Annotated in this window: 16 protein-coding genes; 3 read left to right on the top strand and 13 right to left on the bottom strand. The window is 37.7% G+C overall.

Going from position 1 to position 18,288, the window contains the following annotated elements:
- The first annotated feature begins 79 nt into the window (after positions 1-79).
- Positions 80-1,504 (top strand): nucleoside hydrolase-like domain-containing protein, encoded by a 1,425-nt coding sequence (locus tag AAC073_RS02475; RefSeq protein ID WP_339922254.1) that lies wholly within the window; start codon positions 80-82, stop codon positions 1,502-1,504.
- Positions 1,505-1,657: 153 nt separating this feature from the next.
- A complete protein-coding gene (locus tag AAC073_RS02470; RefSeq protein WP_339922253.1) occupies positions 1,658-2,506 on the top strand; it encodes a mechanosensitive ion channel family protein in 849 nt (282 codons plus the stop codon).
- Positions 2,507-2,928: 422 nt separating this feature from the next.
- Here AAC073_RS02470 and AAC073_RS02465 read toward each other — a convergent pair whose 3' ends face one another.
- From AAC073_RS02465 to AAC073_RS02425, 9 genes are all read right to left on the bottom strand, one after another.
- The gene (locus AAC073_RS02465; RefSeq protein WP_339922252.1) at positions 2,929-3,156 is read right to left on the bottom strand and encodes a hypothetical protein; all 228 of its coding nucleotides are present in this window, start codon (positions 3,154-3,156) and stop codon (positions 2,929-2,931) included.
- A gap of 11 nt (positions 3,157-3,167) precedes the next feature.
- Positions 3,168-4,475, bottom strand: coding sequence for a S8 family serine peptidase (locus AAC073_RS02460; protein WP_339922251.1), 1,308 nt, complete (start codon positions 4,473-4,475; stop codon positions 3,168-3,170).
- Between the two features lie 215 nt (positions 4,476-4,690).
- Positions 4,691-5,149, bottom strand: a complete 459-nt coding sequence (locus AAC073_RS02455; RefSeq protein ID WP_339922250.1) for a hypothetical protein — start codon at positions 5,147-5,149, stop codon at positions 4,691-4,693.
- A 259-nt stretch (positions 5,150-5,408) separates the two neighbouring features.
- Complete coding sequence (locus AAC073_RS02450; RefSeq protein ID WP_339922249.1) at positions 5,409-6,269, bottom strand: alpha/beta hydrolase; 861 nt, start codon at positions 6,267-6,269, stop codon at positions 5,409-5,411.
- Between the two features lie 306 nt (positions 6,270-6,575).
- Positions 6,576-6,779, bottom strand: coding sequence for a hypothetical protein (locus AAC073_RS02445; protein ID WP_339922248.1), 204 nt, complete (start codon positions 6,777-6,779; stop codon positions 6,576-6,578).
- A gap of 136 nt (positions 6,780-6,915) precedes the next feature.
- Positions 6,916-8,433, bottom strand: a complete 1,518-nt coding sequence (locus AAC073_RS02440) for a cryptochrome/photolyase family protein (RefSeq protein WP_339922247.1) — start codon at positions 8,431-8,433, stop codon at positions 6,916-6,918.
- Complete coding sequence (locus AAC073_RS02435; protein ID WP_339922246.1) at positions 8,393-8,536, bottom strand: DUF2256 domain-containing protein; 144 nt, start codon at positions 8,534-8,536, stop codon at positions 8,393-8,395. Before AAC073_RS02435 ends, AAC073_RS02440 begins: the two co-directional genes overlap by 41 nt.
- The gene (locus AAC073_RS02430) at positions 8,533-9,567 is read right to left on the bottom strand and encodes an FAD-binding domain-containing protein (protein WP_339922245.1); all 1,035 of its coding nucleotides are present in this window, start codon (positions 9,565-9,567) and stop codon (positions 8,533-8,535) included. The genes AAC073_RS02435 and AAC073_RS02430 overlap by 4 nt, the downstream gene beginning before the upstream one ends.
- Positions 9,568-9,620: 53 nt before the next feature.
- Positions 9,621-9,890, bottom strand: a complete 270-nt coding sequence (locus tag AAC073_RS02425; protein WP_339922563.1) for a TIGR03643 family protein — start codon at positions 9,888-9,890, stop codon at positions 9,621-9,623.
- 500 nt (positions 9,891-10,390) lie between these two features.
- Here AAC073_RS02425 and AAC073_RS02420 point away from each other — a divergent pair, with 500 nt between their 5' ends.
- Positions 10,391-12,553 carry a prolyl oligopeptidase family serine peptidase gene (locus AAC073_RS02420; RefSeq protein ID WP_339922244.1) on the top strand — a complete coding sequence of 721 codons (2,163 nt, stop codon included), beginning with the start codon at positions 10,391-10,393 and terminating at the stop codon, positions 12,551-12,553.
- Between the two features lie 23 nt (positions 12,554-12,576).
- On the opposite strand, the gene AAC073_RS02415 is transcribed toward AAC073_RS02420, so the two are convergent.
- The 4 genes from AAC073_RS02415 to AAC073_RS02400 all read right to left on the bottom strand — a co-directional run bounded on the left by AAC073_RS02415 (position 12,577) and on the right by AAC073_RS02400 (position 17,984).
- Positions 12,577-12,897 carry a hypothetical protein gene (locus AAC073_RS02415; protein ID WP_339922243.1) on the bottom strand — a complete coding sequence of 107 codons (321 nt, stop codon included), beginning with the start codon at positions 12,895-12,897 and terminating at the stop codon, positions 12,577-12,579.
- A gap of 658 nt (positions 12,898-13,555) precedes the next feature.
- A complete protein-coding gene (locus tag AAC073_RS02410; protein ID WP_339922242.1) occupies positions 13,556-13,846 on the bottom strand; it encodes a hypothetical protein in 291 nt (96 codons plus the stop codon).
- The gene (avs1c, locus tag AAC073_RS02405; RefSeq protein ID WP_339922241.1) at positions 13,836-14,102 is read right to left on the bottom strand and encodes an AVAST type 1 anti-phage system protein Avs1c; all 267 of its coding nucleotides are present in this window, start codon (positions 14,100-14,102) and stop codon (positions 13,836-13,838) included. The genes AAC073_RS02410 and avs1c overlap by 11 nt, the downstream gene beginning before the upstream one ends.
- 3 nt (positions 14,103-14,105) lie before the next feature.
- On the bottom strand, positions 14,106-17,984 hold the full coding sequence (locus tag AAC073_RS02400) for a hypothetical protein (protein WP_339922240.1): 3,879 nt from the start codon (positions 17,982-17,984) through the stop codon (positions 14,106-14,108).
- Positions 17,985-18,288 lie beyond the last annotated feature (304 nt).

The raw sequence follows: 18,288 nt of genomic DNA, 5'->3' as shown, positions 1-18,288 counted from the left end.
TCAGAACATCACTTTAGGCATTATCATAGGAAATAGACAAATCATGCATAAACCATTTCCAATACAAACGGCTCATTCAATGAAAAACATACTATTCAGATTTTTCCTCATGGGCTTAATGCTTTTGGGGAGCATTGAGCTAAATGCTCAGAAATCAATGGAAAAGGAGCGAATCATTGTACTCACTGACATAGAAAATGAACCTGATGATGCCATGTCACTCATTAGGTTCCTTACTTACTCCAATCAGTGGGATGTGGAAGGCCTAATTGCCACCACCTCCAGACACCAAAGAGATCAAATTGCAGCCTGGAGAATTCGTGAAATTCTAACTGGCTACGATAAGGTCAGAGAAAATTTAAACAAACATGAAAAAGGCTATACAACCGCGAATTATCTTTTGTCTATACTTAAGGAAGGTATTCCTAAATTTGGAATGGAGGCAGTTGGGGAAGGCATGGATTCTGAAGGTTCAGAATTAATAATCCAGTCCGTTGATGCAGACGACCTTAGGCCCGTTTGGGTATTGGTCTGGGGTGGACCCAATTGTCTCGCCCAAGCCCTCTGGAAAGTTAACCTAACCCGCACGCCTACAGAAGTGGATAAGTTTGTGTCGAAATTGAGGGTATATACCATTTCTGACCAGGACGACAGTGGCCCATGGATTAGAAAAACATTTCCAAACCTCTTTTACATTGCCAGTCCGGGAATTCATCCTCTTGGGGGGTACCACCACGCTACTTGGACAGGCATTAGCGGAGACAAGTTTCATGGGCGTTTTTCAGGAGGAAACTTTGAAATTGTGGACAATCCCTGGCTGGATGAACACATTCGGAGCAAGGGACCGTTGGGGGCTGAATACCCACATATGGACTACCTCATGGAAGGTGATTCTCCAAGTTTTATGCATTTGATTCCTACCGGGATGGAAAATCCTGAGCGACCTGATTTTGGCAATTGGGGAGGGCGATATGAATACTATCTACCGAGAACAGAAAAATGGTTTGCTGAACCAGAGACTCGTGCTTTATGGACAAATGCTCAAGATGAGGTGCTAGGCTTCGATGGGGAGTATCACACCAGCAACAAAGCTACAATTTATCGCTGGAGAGAGGCTTTTCAGAATGATTTTGAGGCCAGAATGGATTGGACGATCAAGCCTTATGCTGAGGCCAACCACCCTCCTGTTGCCCACCTCAAATCAGCCGAATATATCAATGCAAAGGTTGGGGATACTATTGAACTTAGTGCTGAAGGAAGCAACGATCCAGATGGAGACGGCCTTACCTACAATTGGTATCATTATCGTGAGCCAGGAAGTTTTACCCAATCTGGAGGAAGTGCGCCTAAACCCATTGAAATAATAAATGCAGACAACGTGAATGCCCAACTAACCATTCCAAAAGCTGAAAGGCTTGGGACAATCCATATCATATTAGAAGTTACAGACACTGGATCCCCTGCGCTAACGCGCTATAAGCGGACCATCTTAAGGGTCAATTAATCTTGAATTTACATTAATCCCCCCACTTAGGAAAGGCTTCAATTGGGTTGAATTGAAGCCTTTTTTTATGGTTTTTTAATTTTATGTACCAAAAAAGAGTAAGTATTATCAATTTGCAGCTTTTTTATTTAATTTACTCCCAACCATAATGACATGATTTTGCAGGAAGCTTTTCAAAAATTAAAAGGAATCCTTATGGGAGACCTTGAAAGTGCGGAACAATTGGCTGTTTCACTCATAATCGGCACTTTAATATTTATTTTCTTTATTTATTTATCCCGATGGATTAGAAATTTGGTCAGCAACAGGCTAAGTAGGAAAACTGATGATCGTTTGCTTACTGATTTCATCAGTGCGGCCATTAGGAGTCTGGTCATGATTTTTGGATTGGCCCTTTTACTGCGTTTTTTAGGGCTTTCTGGGGTCGTCAATAGTCTTCTTGCAGGAGCTGGTATTACGGCCTTTATTATAGGTTTTGCGCTGAAGGACATCGGTGAAAATTTTCTTGCAGGGATTCTCCTTGCCTTCAAAAGACCTTTTAAGATTGGGGACATGGTGGAAATCAATGGTATTAACGGAAAAGTGCTTGCCTTGAACCTTCGGGATACGCAGGTAAAAACCGTAGATGGCAAGGACGTCTTTATTCCCAATGCCTCCATCATAAAAAACCCAATGATCAATTATACCATTGATGGCTACCTGAGTTATAGTTTCACTGTAGGACTTGATTACGGATCCAATTATATCGCCGCAATGCAATTGATTTCCGAACTCATTCAATCTGTCCCAGGAATACTGGGCGGAGACAAAAAACCTACAGTTTTGGTTAAAGAGTTGGCTACTTCCACCCTGAATGTGAGAGTCACCTATTGGGTAAACACCTACAATTATGATCAAACGGATGCTAAAATACATTCCAATGCCGTACTGAAAGTGCTCACAGGTTTGGAACAGAAAGGCTTTAATTTACCCGGAAATATCGTAGAAGTTAAAAACCGATAATAATTGGCACCTATAACAGCCTGACCAGGCTTCGAAACAGGATTGAACCCCGACTCAAAGGCATGGAAAAATGTAAGAGATTTTGTCAGCATTGTTGCAAAAAAAAGCAACAATGCCGCCAAAATCATTTATCGTTCTATCACTGGCCCACGGGTTCACACCCGTGGGCTACAAATCTATCACCCCTCTGGGGTTCTCAGTTTTCGTTTTATTCATCATTCAATATCATTTTAGAAAAGTTGAACTCTAAGGAAGAATTAGATGGATTTAAAAAATAGATTTGGCGACTCCATCAAGAAGTATTGCAATCACAAGAAAATCGGACTGTTTGGAGCCATAGCATAGCACCAATATAATCAACCTGTCTGTAAGTCAGGCAAAATCGAAAACAGCAACGAAGTGATTAATTTCGATTTCAGAAATTAATCCCCTCCCAATGCTCCCACTTGCCTGTCTTCCTCTATGTATTTAATGCCTGAGATTTTCAATTCTTCCAATTTGCTTTCATTTCCAGAACTACAGCCAGTGATGATTCCGGATAGCTTCAAAATCTGCTTGATGGTACAGCCTTTTTGTCTCAATTCGCCCGCAATCTGTTCAATTTTACCAGTAGCATTTTCTTCAACCGATGCAATAAAGTTTCTTTTCATGATTTCTCGATTTATTGCGGTGCTTGCACAAGACCTGTTCCGGCATCTCTGGCAGGTAAACCTACGTTTCGCGCGCCAGTAGTTAGCTTATCCCAAATTTCCATGGGACTGGCATCTGGATAGGCTTCACAGAGCAAGGCTGCCACACCGGCCACATAAGGGGTCGCCATGCTTGTACCACTAATGATGGCATAGTCCTGGGGTTTTTTCCATGAACTGTAAATCTCCACACCAGGACCAGCTATGTCCACACTTCCACCATCAGGATTCAGGCCTCCACAGGAGAAATTGGCTATGGCAGAGTTCTTGTCTAAGGCTCCCACCGCCATGATATTGGGACAATTTCCAGGATGATTAACAGGTTTTATGGAGTCATGGCTCCGCTGACTGTCATTTCCTGCTGCAGCAATGATCAAGGTACCCAAATCCATAGATCTTTTGGCCAGGTCATTGTAAATATTTGAATACCGTGCATTCTCACCAACGGAGGCTCCTAGCGACATAGATATTACTTTGCATCCGTTGTTCACTGCCCACTCCATACCTGCCAATATTCCACTATCGCTACCCACACCTTTATTAGACAAGACTTTACCAGCATAAAGGGTAGCCTCACTGGCTGTACCATAGCGTATGCCGGTGCTGGCACTTACTCCTCCAGTGGCTATGCCGGCACAATGTGTTCCATGTCCATTAAAATCGTCAACTGTCTCTCCAGAAATAAAGGATTTGGAGAACACCTCTCGGTTTAGAAAATCAGGATGGTCAAGTGTCATACCTGTATCCAATATGGCCAAATTAACTCCTCTACCCGTTTTATTACTTTGCAATGCACCTAAGGCATGAATGGCCCAGTAAGCAGTCGCATCACTCTCAAAAACAGGAGGTACGACCGGGGGAGGATCTTTGGGTACAGTCCCAGGTTTTTTTATACCAAAAATCTGGCAAATAAAATTCCAGAGTAATATTCCTATATTCGTTTGGGGAGCGCTATCTAAGGCATAAACGAAGCGCTCTGGTTCCATGTATTGAAAAGATTGTTTCGCTGCCATCAGACTGTTTACCTGATCATCATGGTCTGCATTGATCACTGCGACATTGAATTTTTCAAAGACAATCCCGTCGCCTTCTGAAAAAGCTTTTTCATAGTCTTCCTCTTTGTTCTTGTAATTTCCCGATGGCGCCAATCTAAGTGAGGCCCCATTGGCTTCCTCATTGATGTTTTTAAAACTGGCCTCAGGATGAAGCAATACCAATTTTTTACCGGTAAACTTAGGTTTGTTTCCCGAAGCTGCCTGGTTGTTGATATAGGGATCCATAATATGTAGTGGTTAAAGGGTTTGGTTCTAAAATGAAAAAACTTTTATCCCTGTTAAGTTAATAAAAAAATCGTGAATTTGCTTAGCCAAAAACCACATAACTTTCTGATTAACTGATTAATTCAGCGACAATTCCATAAGTATTTGCCCTAATTGGGTTCGCTTAGACACAGAATCTTGAGTTGTGCTACTTTATAGGTTTAAACCTGAGGTTCCTATGGCTTTTTACAATTGTACTCGAGAACTTTTTTAAGTTGTTCCGGCTCTGCTGTCCCCACCATCACCCTTTTACTTTTTCCTTCGCTTTTATATTTTATCCGCAACGCTTTCCAGCCATGTATGCTGTAAAGCATGCCTTTTGGCGTGATCCGGATTCCTATACCATAATACCATGGCACCCTGATAATCTCCAATTCTTCCAATTCATCTATATCATATTTGAAACTTATTAGACCTATCCCATAGGACAATTTGAGCGTAGCTCCATTAACTTCAACCGTCAGTTTGTGGAGCATAAATCCCAAAACAACAAGGAATGAGCTCAGTACCAGAAAAGGAGTAAATGGAAGTGGATTGTCGCCCCACTGAAGGGCATAAGCCAGCCAGAGAAAAGCAACCAGAAGTGTAAACAGTATAATTATAACCCACCCAAACTGCGATTGCTTGTATTTCATAATTGATAGGATTTTACCTTTTCCTGAAAGTACAAGATACTGAATTATCCATGAATTTTCATTTTATTCTAGGGCTATTCATTAAGGAAAAGCGGGCTTTTAGGTGGTTTTCTTTTGATTCTGGAAGTGGATTAGCTAGCATGGTGTAACAGGCAATTAAAGAGGGGAAAGCACTGCGCAACTTAGATTATTGGCTAACCAACAGTCAGGATACTATACCTTTGGATTTAATCATCTTCATTAGGCTCTTAAAAAATCTTTAAATCAAATCATAAAGAAATGTAGCTATTTTTATTTCAAATTCATCCATGTGTTTAACAGGCGTGTGACCAGCATCTTTAAAAGTAACCAATTCGTTTTTGACATTATTAGCATTTAACCTATCCACCAATTCAACTGAATTACTGTAAGGAACTAGCTTATCTGCTGTCCCATGTACAATAATGGTTGGTGGAACATTTTTGCCAATATTCAGTTTACTCCATTTCTCACTTGGACTTCCCCACAAATTAACAAATCCAATAATTCCTGCTTTGTCCTTATTACTAGTATTACCGCTGAAGAATAGATCAGAGCCAAGAATGCCTCCCGCGGAACCGCCCCCAACGATGATTTTTGAGGTGTCTATATTTAAAGATTTCTTGTTCTTTCTAACCCATTCAAGTGCTTTTGTAGCATCTGAAACCGCATCTGAGAGGGTTCCTGTGATGTCTTCAAAGGGATTTTCTCTCAATCTGTAATCAATAGATATACATACATACCCTTTCTTAGCAAACCTTTTGGCCATCTCAACGATATAAGATTGTGTTTTATCGTTTCCATGCCTAAAACCACCTCCGTGCATCCATACAATCACTGGTCGATTTTTAACATTGTCGTTTTCTGGCGTATAAATATCAAGCGCAAGCGATTCTTTGGTTCCTTTTTCATTAACCGCCTCGCCATATACCACCTCTTTTTGAATAGAGACATGCTCAAATACCTCATTCAGGTACCGCTCTTTTTTATCTTCTTTACTATTCGACGATTGCCTTTCTGTAAAAGCACTTGATACCATAAAAAAACTTATGGAAGCAGCAATTAATAATACCGCACGAATTTTTGAAAGTGACTTTTCCATTTTATTTTTTTGATTTGGCTAAATCCTTAAATTCACCCGACAAATGCAGGAGGCTATCTACAAATGGAGTGATTAATTACTGGTAGGCAGTTGAACCTGATATAGAATACTGTAATGTCCCTTTATTATTGCTCTTTTTTCTGAAATCAGTAAGTTTTCCCATTTCGGGAAATTGTTTCAGTAAATCAGTGTGTCCTCTTATCCTCAGGTTTAATTTTTTTGAATATTGATTGCTCTTGTTTTTTTCGTTCCAATATTCGAAAATATGATTTCGTTGCTCCTTGGCAGTTTAGGTCCAAAGTAGGATCAGTCCATCCATTCGGAATCTTCTTTTCTAAGATCGGTCTCCGAAATCAAATCCCCGTTTTCAATATCCTTCACGCTCATTTGAAGCACTTCGATAGGATAGGCATTAAGTGCCAATCGCCCATCGTTTTCTGTGGAGTTCAGTATACCTTCTAAGGCTTCCAACAATTTCTCGTTTTCAGAAACTTTGATCCTGTCAATCAATCTATTTTTTAAATTGTCTAAAGATTCTATGTGTTAAATTTCGGTAATTTTCCTTAAAAATCAAATGCCAAAATTCCATCATTCAAATGACAGCCTTAAATCCTACTGGCTATAATTGTATTTCTCTAATAATCAATTATTCAGCATCTCCTCCCAACTTGTTCTTGATAAAAGATTCGGCATTATCAAGATGTGTCTGTTGTTTGTCTTTATCCATTTTATCAAGGGAATAAACCAGCATATTGGTACGGTGATTCTTACGAAAAAAATCCTCGTGTTTCATGACGAATCGCCAAAACATACCATCCCATATTTCTTCCCATTCTCCACGGGAATAATTGCTCATCTTTCTAATGTAGTTTGACCCTCCTATATAGGGTTTGGTTGCAAAAGTGCCTCCATCAGCAAAGAGACACATGCCATACACATTGGGCACCATCACCCAGTCATACGCATCAATAAACAGTTCCATAAACCAACGATAAACGGCGTCGGGATCAAATTCGCACAAGAGCATAAAATTCCCAAGCACCATCAGCCTTTCTATATGGTGGCAATAACCGGTCTGAAGCACCTTTTTTATGGTTTGGTCAATAGGTACAATTCCAGTTGTTCCCTCATAAAAGGACTGGGGTATTTTACGCTTAAACTGCCAGAAGTTGCGGGTACGGGAATACCTACCTTTACAGAGATACATCCCACGAATAAATTCTCGCCAGCCAACAATTTGGCGAATAAATCCCTCTGTAGAATTAATCGGTATCCCCTCTTCTTCCGCAAAGGAAAGGGCACGTTTCACTACTTCCGAGGGTAAAATCAAGCCGCTATTCAATAAAGGTGAAAGCAGGCTGTGGTTGATAAAAGAAGGCTCTTTTAATATGGCATCTTCGTACTTTCCGAAATCATGAAAACGATAAGTCAAAAACTGCTCTAGCCAGTCACCTGCTTCCGAGTGATTAATGGGATAAAACCTATCCTTTGAAACATCACCTGGATTATCACTGAAATATTTTAGTGTGTATTCACATGCCTCTTCCCAATCCTTTGATTTTTTAGGAAAACTTATTGCCGGTGGAGTTTTCCCTTTGGGAAATTTCTTTCTGTTTTCCGCATCGTAAGACCATTTGCCTCCCACGGGATTTTGCTCTTCATCGACAAGGATCCCAAGTCTTTTGCGTTGCTGTTTGTAAAAGGTGGCCTGCAAAAATGATTTTTTGTCCTTTCTGAAGAAATGCTCCAACTCTTCCTCACTGTTCAAAAATTGTGGACTGGGAAAAACCTTGACTTCACAGACAGAGGAAAGGGATTGGATGCGCTGCATCAACCAATCATCAGCAGGGTCTATTACTTGAATTGCTTCAATTCCTTTGTCTTCAATTTCCTTATGAAATTTTCTAATATCCGATAGTTCATTATCGGAAGCTATATAGTGAATTTTAAAGTTAAAACCGTCAAGGTATTTTTCATAGGCCTTCATTGAAGCCCGGTGAAAAGTTATTTTCTGCTTGTGAAATTTGTACTGTCGGAAGAAAAGATGCTCTTCTATCAGGTAAGTCTCATTGCCACTTTTTAGAAGTTCACTATTTTCAAAAAGTTGATGCGGAAAAATAATATTAATGGCTTTCATGGCTTTTATTTCGTTTGCACTTTTCACTGCAATATTTTACCTGCTCCCAATCTCTTTCCCATTTTTTACGCCAGCTATAAGGACGTTTACAGGTAAGGCAAATTTTGCTTGGAAGGTCTTTTTTCTTCATTTCATAAGTTCTTTCTTACACTTTTTCCAAAAAGAAAAAAAGGAAGGATAGTATCCTGTCACGTTGCTTAGCCATTCTCTGGGTTCCTGAATCCCTTGATAATGTCTATTGAGCGGATGTTCTTTATAAGTTATTTTCTCTGGGCTTATTTGAGCCAGAAGCGCATCAAATTCCCCCACAAATAATTTGATGTCCGGAATATTTTCAGACAAGCCAATCACAAAATCGATACATTTTTGATGGACTGGGAATTTCTCGAATAGGGAGGGTTCCAGAAGAAGCACCCGCTGAAAGTTTTCACCTCTATACCAATCAGGGTCCAGGTTATAATAATTATAGATAAGGGTAACTTGGTCTGCCAATACAGGAGGTTTTTCCACTTTCGGTAAATGAAGGTCTACATTTAAAGCAACATTGTCCTTCAATACATTGGGGATGTCCATGCTCTCAAAATGCTCGTAGGAAACATCCAGAAAAGTATGCTGCTGCGCACTGTGGAAAAATCTATTGATGTTTTCCTGGTTGGCATAATACTTCTTATTGGAAAAAGCTCCTGCCACCCATTGCCAACTCAGCTGGTTACTTGCTATATCCCCATCCAAAAGGTGTGCATACATCCATCTTGCAGGAGCCAGCCAATGAGAATGTCCCATGTTACAACAAATGGCCGCCACATACATGCGCATGTGATTGTGCATATAGCCTGTGTCATACAATTCCCTAATTCCTGCATCTACCACTTCAATCCCTGTGGATGCCTCTACGATGGCTTTAGGTACCTGGTAATTTGACACAGGCTTTTGGGCTTGCTTCAGGTCTGTGTGAACTGCATCTCCTTTGGCGATCCATACCTGCTGCCAATAATCTCTCCAGGCAAGCTCCTGAATTAATTTTTCTGCCTCTCCACTAGGTATAGCTAAGGTAAGGATATGATCATAAACCTGCCTTGTACTGATCACTCCCCTGGAAATGTAGGGACTCAAGCGCGTTACTGCACCATCTCCATAATTTCGGGACTGGGCATAGCGCACAGGGTCTATGGCTGTAATTCGCGCTCTGATGGCCTCTATATTTGTAGGAAAAGTTATCTTTTTGAAATTTTATTATTGGAAATATCCCTTTGTCTAGAAGATTTAAAACGATTTATGGCGCTATTTCTCTTGTGTAGATGTTTTCTGCTTGTCCCACTATTTACCCGCTTTCTCCAGTTCCTGAATGAACTTGGTTTTAACTCCCTTCGCATGCATACAATTACTTCGGCTTCCGAAAGTCCAAATTGTGCCTGTATGGCTTCAAATGGGGTTTTGTCTTCCCATGCCATTTCGATGATTCTATCTGTTTCAGTTCCTGTCATTTCTAAGGTAATAACAGATTCGTCCGTGGGTTGTTTTGGAATTGGGCAGATACTTTTATGGCAATGTGTAAGAAAATGTATGCACTTTATTGTCTCCTCTCCTATCCCTTGACCTTCCAAATGATAAATCATGAGGTCTTATATAGGGTGAAGATTTTATCCATATCGTTTACAGCTTATTGTTCACTACTTTTCTAATAATTTATAGCCTATATATTACGGTTTCTGCTTTTTCTAAAATTACCTGAACACAAAAAAATAAATGCCTAAATTTAAACCCGAAACATGCAATAGACAATCTATTACGTGCTGAAATCGCTTTAAAATTAGCCACTTCGTTGCTGTTTTCAATTTCACCATAGCGGTGCTATGCTAAAATCTCCAAACAGCCTGATTTTCTTGCGATTGCAACACTCATCACGAATGCTATTTCATAATCCGGGTTAAAGAATGATGTATTTAAAATCGCCATTGTTTATGTCAATGCTATAAAAAGGAAAATGATGCAAAACGGCTTTATATTACTACCAAAATTGAAAAAAAACAGTCTTTTGTGTCTGACAATTCTGACCTTGGCCTGTACTAATGAAAACCATTTCAAACCTATACCTGTGGAATACCCAATTACCGAAAAAACTGATCACGTTGACTTGTATTGGGGTGAAGAAGTAGCGGATCCTTACCGATGGCTAGAGGACGATTATGCTGAAAACACCAAAGAATGGGTGATCGCCCAAAATAAAGTCACTTTTGATTACCTAGATAAAATCCCTTTTAGAGAGGCCATAAGAGAAAGGCTTGAAAAAGTATGGAATTATGAGAAAGTAGGGGCACCATTTTTTTACGGAGAATGGACTTATTTCTTTAAAAATGATGGACTGCAAAATCAGTCTGTACTTTACAGGTCCCGGGATGAAGGGAATGAAGAAGTTTTCTTGGATCCCAATAAGCTGTCTGAAGACGGCAGTACCTCTCTGTCTAGTATTGCCTTTACTAAAGATGGAAGCCTATTTGCCTATGCTGTTTCAGTCGCAGGATCGGATTGGAGAGACATCTACGTCATGGACACCGATAGCAAAATGCTATTAAAGGACCAGATCAAAGATGCCAAATTTACAGGCATATCCTGGGAAGGTAAAAAAGGCTTTTACTACAGTACCTATGCCCAACCTGACGGATCCAAACTTTCTGCATTGACCAATGATCACAGGCTTTATTTCCACCAATTGGGTACTACTCAAGCTGAAGATGTACTGGTATTTGGAAATGATGAAACACCTAAAAGGTATGTTTCAGGTACTGTTACGGAGGATGGTCAAGTCCTTGTCATTAGTGCAGCTAACAGCACCACTGGAAATGAACTGTACTACAAAGATTTAAACAAAGCAGGCAGTACCATTAAGCCAATCGTAGTAAACATGGACAACAACCATGGCGTATTGGATCATCAGGAAGGCTGGCTGTTAGTCCAAACCAACAGAGATGCACCTAACAATCAACTGGTGAAAATTGACCTGGACAATCCCGAACAGGAAAAATGGCAGGTCCTTATTCCTGAGAAAGCACAAGTCATGCAGGTATCAAAGGGAGGTGGGAAGCTATTTGCTACTTACTTAAAAGACGCCATCAGTGAAATTCGCCAGTTTGATTATGAGGGGAATGAAGAAAGCAGAATCGAGCTACCCGGAGCAGGAACTGTTAGTGGTTTCTCCTCCAAAAAAACACAAGACAGCATTTATTATTCTTTCACTTCCTATGTGCAACCCGGAAGTATTTATCGTTATTCAATTAGAGAAGGGAAGAGCAAACTTTACCGGGAACCCCAACTGGATTTGGACCCGGAGGCCTATGAAAGCCACCAGGTTTTTTACACTTCCAAGGATGGGACGAAGGTTCCTATGCTCATCACCCATAAAAAAGGCTTGGTCTTAAATGGTAAGAACCCGACGATATTGTACGGATATGGCGGTTTTAACATTAGCCTCACACCTGCTTTCAGCATAGCGAATACCGTATGGTTAGAAAATGGTGGCATTTATGCTGTCCCTAATATCAGAGGAGGTGGAGAATATGGTGAAAACTGGCACAAGGCCGGTACCAAGCTTCAAAAGCAAAATGTATTTGATGATTTCATAGCAGCAGGAGCGTATTTAATTCATGAAGGATACACTTCAAGTGACTACCTGGCCATCAAAGGCGGTAGCAATGGTGGATTACTCGTGGGCGCTACGATGATCCAAAGACCTGATCTTGCCAGAGTGGCTTTGCCTGCTGTGGGCGTGATGGACATGCTAAGGTACCATCAATTTACTGCAGGAGCAGGCTGGGCTTATGATTATGGAACTGCAGATGAGAGTGAAGAGATGTACCGATACCTGAAAAATTATTCACCTGTTCATGCACTAAAGCAAGGAACAGCCTACCCCGCAACTTTGGTCACTACGGCTGACCATGATGACCGTGTGGTTCCTGCTCATTCCTTTAAATTTGCTGCAGCACTTCAGGAAGCCCATAAAGGACAATTGCCCGTTTTGATCCGCATAGAAACCAATGCAGGCCATGGTGCTGGTAAGCCTACCAGCAAGGTAATTGAGGAGCAAGCCGATATTTTCGCCTTTACGCTTTATAATATGGGAGTAGATTTTGTAGGGAAAAATAAGTAGAAGGTAATTTTAATCAAGTATACTTATTCATTTGAAAAGTCTCGATAGAATCCGGGACCATCAGTTGATTGGAGTTCACTAGATTTAAAACTTCCCTTTTGCCCATCGTTATAATCTATGGAGGCGTCAATCTTTTTCAAGAAACCTCGTTCATCAAATTCAAGAAGATCATAAGTCAATGCTATGTTTTGGGACTTCAAATCGATCTGAATCTTGTCAAGATCGACTTGAGTTAGTTCCGTCGTGAATTTTACGTCAACTACTCCAGATCGTTTTTCTCCGCATTTTGTTAGTATAAAAATTGATAAAATTACTAATACAGTAATCCATTTATTTTTTTTCATTATTAATGTATTTAGCTAGTTCCTAAATGCACTCTTTAAGTAGGGCCTGATAGCCTACCTTATTTATACCTATAAAGATAAGAATAAAAAGCAAAGAATCAGGGCCCCCTTCATCAAACCGTATCCTGTTAAATACAGGAAAAGCCACGTCCTATAAATACACCTACGGAAGCTAAACGGATTCACATTTACCCATTTCGGCTTCAATATTTAAAAAAAACGAAGCTTCAGCGAATTTCACCCAAATATCACGGTCCGTTTTTCTTCAGGGTGAACAGTCAATTGCCCTGGTAGGATTTACATAAATTGGATAAATGCCACCTCGTGGCACACAACGGTGGCGGTATGAAATCGTTGGGGATTGCGGGCTACTTTCCTGTCCAGTTACACTGAACTTGATGCGTGGTAGAATGTTTGAATAACAACTTAAACCCCAATGTTTTATACCGCGTGTTGTATGCTGGGCTTTATTCATTACCAGTTAGGTATCAATTTATCGCAATCCAAAAACCGCCCAATAGAAGTACTGCTGTTACCGAAAAAATTAGTTTTTAGGGTCGGCAAAAAAGCGTTGGCAAACAGATAAGCTCTTTTGCAATTTTTGATTGTTTGTTGGCTTGTGTGAATTGCAAATGTGCTTGGCTGAGTGGGCTGGATATTATTTATTTTCTTTATCATCTTTCTTTATTAGTTCAGGTGGAGGCATAAGCTCCATCCAGCGACGTGAGTTAGCATCTAGCCTCAAAGACTCATCCACTTGATTAAAATTAATACGACCATTAGGTAAAGGTTTTAATTCTGCTAATTTGGGCAAAATACTATACATAAAACCAGGGTCTTCAATTTGATTATTTATCCTAAAGAGGGCAGCTTCAATGGATAAAAATATATTTTGCTCAAACTCCTGCCTATTGGTAGGAGGCGGCATACCATATTTATCATTCCTCATGTTTTGTATCGTTATTTTGTTTCATCATATGTTCAAAATTGCCTGCCATGTTAGCTGTCGTTCTAGCAAGCTCATCAATTGTATTCAAGTCTATTCTTCCATTAGGCAGTCTCCTGATTTTAGTCAGACTTTCAATAGTCTTTCGTGATTGAAATGAAAAGTTCATTCTCCCTTCATTTATTAGTACTTGAAGAATATTAAACTTATTTTCAAATTCATATCTTGAATCGTTAAAACTCCATCTTGGTTCATACATAAGTTAGTAATTTAGAATATTATAAACTTCGTTTAAATTACTTTTATCAACTCTACTAGTAATAGAAATATTAAGAGCATAATTTAAAACATCGTCAAATCGACCTCTGTAATAATTATCATTTGGAAAACTTCTTGTTAAGTATTTGTCTGATTTTCTATAATCGTCAATTGAAAGAGGTTTGCATTTTTCGATTATTGACCCAAGTAGTGATTCGCAAAACTTTCTATTTAAAATCTGCATTTCATTTAACTCATCAATTTCATACGAAATACCTTCCAAGTAATCTTCTTCCAGTGCAACATCGCCAACTATTACAATAGTTTCTGGAAAACTATTATATATTTCATTATAAAGCTTATTGTAACCTATCTTATTTAAACCAATAGCACCATCCAGTAAGTTCTTTTTAATCGTAAAATGTTCAATATTCACGAGAGCTTGGTAATAACTATTTTCATTTTCTAAGATATTGCGAATTACTTCAGGCTTTTCAATTGAGATATTTTTGAGAATTAAAGAACACTTAATTGATGAAATTTTAGGCTCATTTGAACTAACTTCTTTAATTAAAATAGGAATGATAAGTTCTGGTTCATAAAGAACAAGCTTTTGTATTGAATTAAATGCTCGTTTTGAGAACCCTTCATGTGGATGGTTTAATAACCATATTAGAAATGCTGCTAATAGTTCATCGTTTGTGGCACTTTCAGCCTCATCCTCAATCCATTTATATTTTGTAATAGATTCATCATCTGGTCTAACAAGTAAAGTAAAATGCTCGGCAATTGTTTTATAAATTTCCTCTGTTTTTTGCAACGAAAGTTTCCCCTCTAAAAACCATATTAGTTTTGAAGTAATACTCCACGTATCATTAGAATATTGATTTATAAATTCTTTTAGATATTTAAAAACCTCAAATTCATCGGAAAAAAGTTGTTTTAAATTTCTTTTTGCAATGTTGCTATTCGTTGACCAATTACCCAACCAGATGTTTACTCTCTCCTTAATAAAAGCTTGAGCACCTTCCTTTATAATTGCTTCCCTTGCTTTATCGTTGTTTTGAAAGGAATTATTGAATATAACAAAAGAATCTTCTTTTGTTACTTTACTCGTTGTTTTTGATTTCTTTTCTATTGGAACGATATCCCACGATATTTCGTTTTTCAATAGATACCCTTGAATTGTTTTAATTCCTTTTTCTGAAATTTGACCTTTAAAACAGTTTAAATAATTAATCCTTTCTTCTTTTAATTCTTCAGCACTAGCAATTTCAACTATAACCTTATATAAATCATCAATATAAGGTTCATTTATTGATTCATAATGTTCTAAAAGTTGTGCCTGTATCTCGCCAAAATCAAGGACAAATCTAAAAACATCATCATTAATTGTAAATATTTCAGCTAATGCCCATTTCAAATAGGATGATTTTACTTTAATTACTTTCAAGATTTTTAAAACACCACTTTGTTCTTTGATATTTCTTGCACCTAGGCAATAACCATCACCAATACGTGGAGCATCAAAAGTGCTTTTTTCTGCATTTCTTATTATTACTTGGGGAGATGGAATAACTTCTGACTTAAAATAATCAAGAGCAACATTAGTTTTATCACTTTTAATCAAACTCGCAATAAAGACTTCTTTTTCAACTCTTACATACCTTTGGAATGTCATCTCGCCAGAAGCATAATCTAAAATTGAAGCAAATTCCTTTAGATGTTTATTGAGTTCCTTTTCTCCATTTGATAAATCTATGGTCGTATTTAATAAATCAAATTGGGCTTCTTTATACCAACTTGGTCCCATTGATGTTTTAAGCATGGCTTTGAACATCTCAATACCTTTTTCTTTATCTGATATTAAGCCATACTGTTCAATAATCTTTAATAAGTCAGATGTTCTTTCCCACCTGTTTTCTACATTGTCAATAACATATTTACTCCATATCTCAAGCAACTGCTTAATATCATCTGTTTCATAGTTTGCTTTGATTAAACCTGAAATAACTTCGAATAGGCTTTTTCTAAAGCCTTCTGAATACAAGCCCGCTTGATTTTGCGACTTCTTTTGAAATGATTGTAAAAAGTTACGCAATTCTAAATGACTGAACTGTGCTAAATACCCTGTAACTTTAGAATAAATTAATGGATAAATTGCTTCTGGTAAACTATAACTTCTATCCCAAAAACTTCTCTCATCAAAAGTGAAATCAATTTTTGAAAGAACTTTTGAATATTCCTTGATTGTTGATTCTATTTCTTCTTTTAACTCCTCAGCATTATAAAACTGAGATTTACCGTCCAAAAAAGCAATGTTTTTCAAGATTGCTAGTGTAAACTCTTCCCATTTTTTATATCTGTCATAAGAATTTTGAATTACTGGTAATTCTTTCGTGTCGTTGATATATCCTTTAAACTTAAACTTAAAATATAACTGATGTATATCTTGATAATTCAAGTCGACACCATTGTCTTTTCTGAAGTTGAAATCATCGTCAAATTTAAAGTATTTTAAAATTAACGATTTAACTAACCCACTTTTTTTACTATTATCAATTAATGAATTAATCAGAACCTGAATTTCTGATTTATCTTCACTGTATCCATATTTTTCAATTAAGTTTTCTATATCTTTAATAGCAGAAAAATAATTATCTGTTTTTTCAAAAACACCTGTACTATAAGTTGCTATCTCATCAAATAAAACAATTGATGTGGCTCTCATTTTAGCCCATTTTCTATCTAACTTGACACCTGTGGCTTTTGCTGTTGCCTCAGATTCCATGAAAATATCAAACCGTCTTAAAGCATAAGCATTTTGCCATGATGCAGCATACTCACGTATTGTATAAAAAGAATTATACATTTCTTTATGATTATGTTCAGCTGCATAGTTTTGTTGTCTTTTTAAAACTCCCATTAAGCCTGAAAAGTCATGAAAAGCTTCTTTAAAATTATCATTCATAGATAATGTTAAAGAGTTTAATTGTAACATAAAGGTATCGTAGCCAATTCCTTCTTTTGAATTTATTCCTTCATTAATCTGCCTTCTATATTTTTGACTTATTGCTTCAAACAAAATTTTAGCTTCAGCATTTGCTTCACTTTCATACAATAATTGGAGAAACATTAATGCATCGTAGTTATCAACTAATAAAGTATTTTCTCGAACCAAATACTTCAATGCAGCGTCATATTCTTCAAGTGAAATTAAGGCACTTGCAATAAGATTTGCATTTTCAGCAAATACACTATCATACCTAAATTCAATTCTTTGTAATAAAAGAAGTAGTCTTATAGTTTCAACTGTTTGCTTTAAATCAATTGATATATTAATTATTTCTTTTAAATCACCAATTACCAATTCTGGAGAGACACTATTTAATGCACACTTATCTGCCCATTCTTGGTTACAGTAACTAACAGCATCTTCTTTATTATTGCCTTGTGACTGATGATATAGAAGGTTGTTTATTGAATAATAATGGTCTGCATTTAGAGAACAAAACTGAGTAATATAATCATTGACTTGAGTAGAATAAGGCTCCGTATTAACAATTACATAATCCTTAAACGAATTATGGTATATTTCAAAATCATTTTCGCCTTTTAGCAAATATTTTAGGACTTTGATGTTTGATAAAAAACCTAATTTATATGGTTCAGGTAGTATTTTTATTAATTCATCCTGTTCTAAGGATTGTCTTAACCATGAAAGAATTAGGATTATCCAAAGTTTGTCAGGCACTTCATATATTTTATCCCAGATTGAATCGTAATATCTACTTATGTCCCCGCCTATTGTAGGTATCTGCTTTATCCAATTATCAATATCATCTGTTTCACCCTTGCTAAGGGTTTTAATATAATTTACCAAATACCTCAAATACAAAGGGTGCCCTTCAGATTTTGCAGCTATTTCCTGAATATTTTCAATGCTAATAACTTCCTTTCCAACCTCTTTTAATATAAAGGCTTCACACTGACCTAAATTAATAGGCTTGGCAACAGCCGTTTCATTCTGAGTTATGATTGACTTTATTTCAGAGGGTAGAATTTCTTTAGATGTACATGATAGCAGTATTTTAAGATTATCAGGTAATGCTATGGGAATAATATTTAGAAAAATTGAATAAGGCGCTTTTTAAATGGTATAAATAGGGCTATATTGCTAGTAAACG

Origin of the sequence: uncultured Cyclobacterium sp. (assembly GCF_963977555.1) — a bacterium.
GTDB lineage: Bacteria > Bacteroidota > Bacteroidia > Cytophagales > Cyclobacteriaceae > Cyclobacterium.
This window is presented reverse-complemented; position numbering and strand designations above follow the sequence as displayed.

Excerpts from the sequence above, each read along its gene's own strand:
- AAC073_RS02420 (WP_339922244.1), top strand. The coding sequence starts at position 10,391 with ATGATGCAAAACGGCTTTATATTACTACCAAAATTGAAAAAAAACAGT.
- AAC073_RS02450 (WP_339922249.1), bottom strand. The coding sequence starts at position 6,269 with ATGGAAAAGTCACTTTCAAAAATTCGTGCGGTATTATTAATTGCTGCT.
- AAC073_RS02475 (WP_339922254.1), top strand. The coding sequence starts at position 80 with ATGAAAAACATACTATTCAGATTTTTCCTCATGGGCTTAATGCTTTTG.
- AAC073_RS02415 (WP_339922243.1), bottom strand. The coding sequence starts at position 12,897 with ATGAAAAAAAATAAATGGATTACTGTATTAGTAATTTTATCAATTTTT.
- AAC073_RS02460 (WP_339922251.1), bottom strand. The coding sequence starts at position 4,475 with ATGGATCCCTATATCAACAACCAGGCAGCTTCGGGAAACAAACCTAAG.
- AAC073_RS02425 (WP_339922563.1), bottom strand. The coding sequence starts at position 9,890 with ATGACAGGAACTGAAACAGATAGAATCATCGAAATGGCATGGGAAGAC.
- AAC073_RS02455 (WP_339922250.1), bottom strand. The coding sequence starts at position 5,149 with ATGAAATACAAGCAATCGCAGTTTGGGTGGGTTATAATTATACTGTTT.
- AAC073_RS02435 (WP_339922246.1), bottom strand. The coding sequence starts at position 8,536 with ATGAAGAAAAAAGACCTTCCAAGCAAAATTTGCCTTACCTGTAAACGT.
- AAC073_RS02470 (WP_339922253.1), top strand. The coding sequence starts at position 1,658 with ATGATTTTGCAGGAAGCTTTTCAAAAATTAAAAGGAATCCTTATGGGA.
- avs1c (WP_339922241.1), bottom strand. The coding sequence starts at position 14,102 with ATGTATGAACCAAGATGGAGTTTTAACGATTCAAGATATGAATTTGAA.
- AAC073_RS02410 (WP_339922242.1), bottom strand. The coding sequence starts at position 13,846 with ATGAGGAATGATAAATATGGTATGCCGCCTCCTACCAATAGGCAGGAG.
- AAC073_RS02465 (WP_339922252.1), bottom strand. The coding sequence starts at position 3,156 with ATGAAAAGAAACTTTATTGCATCGGTTGAAGAAAATGCTACTGGTAAA.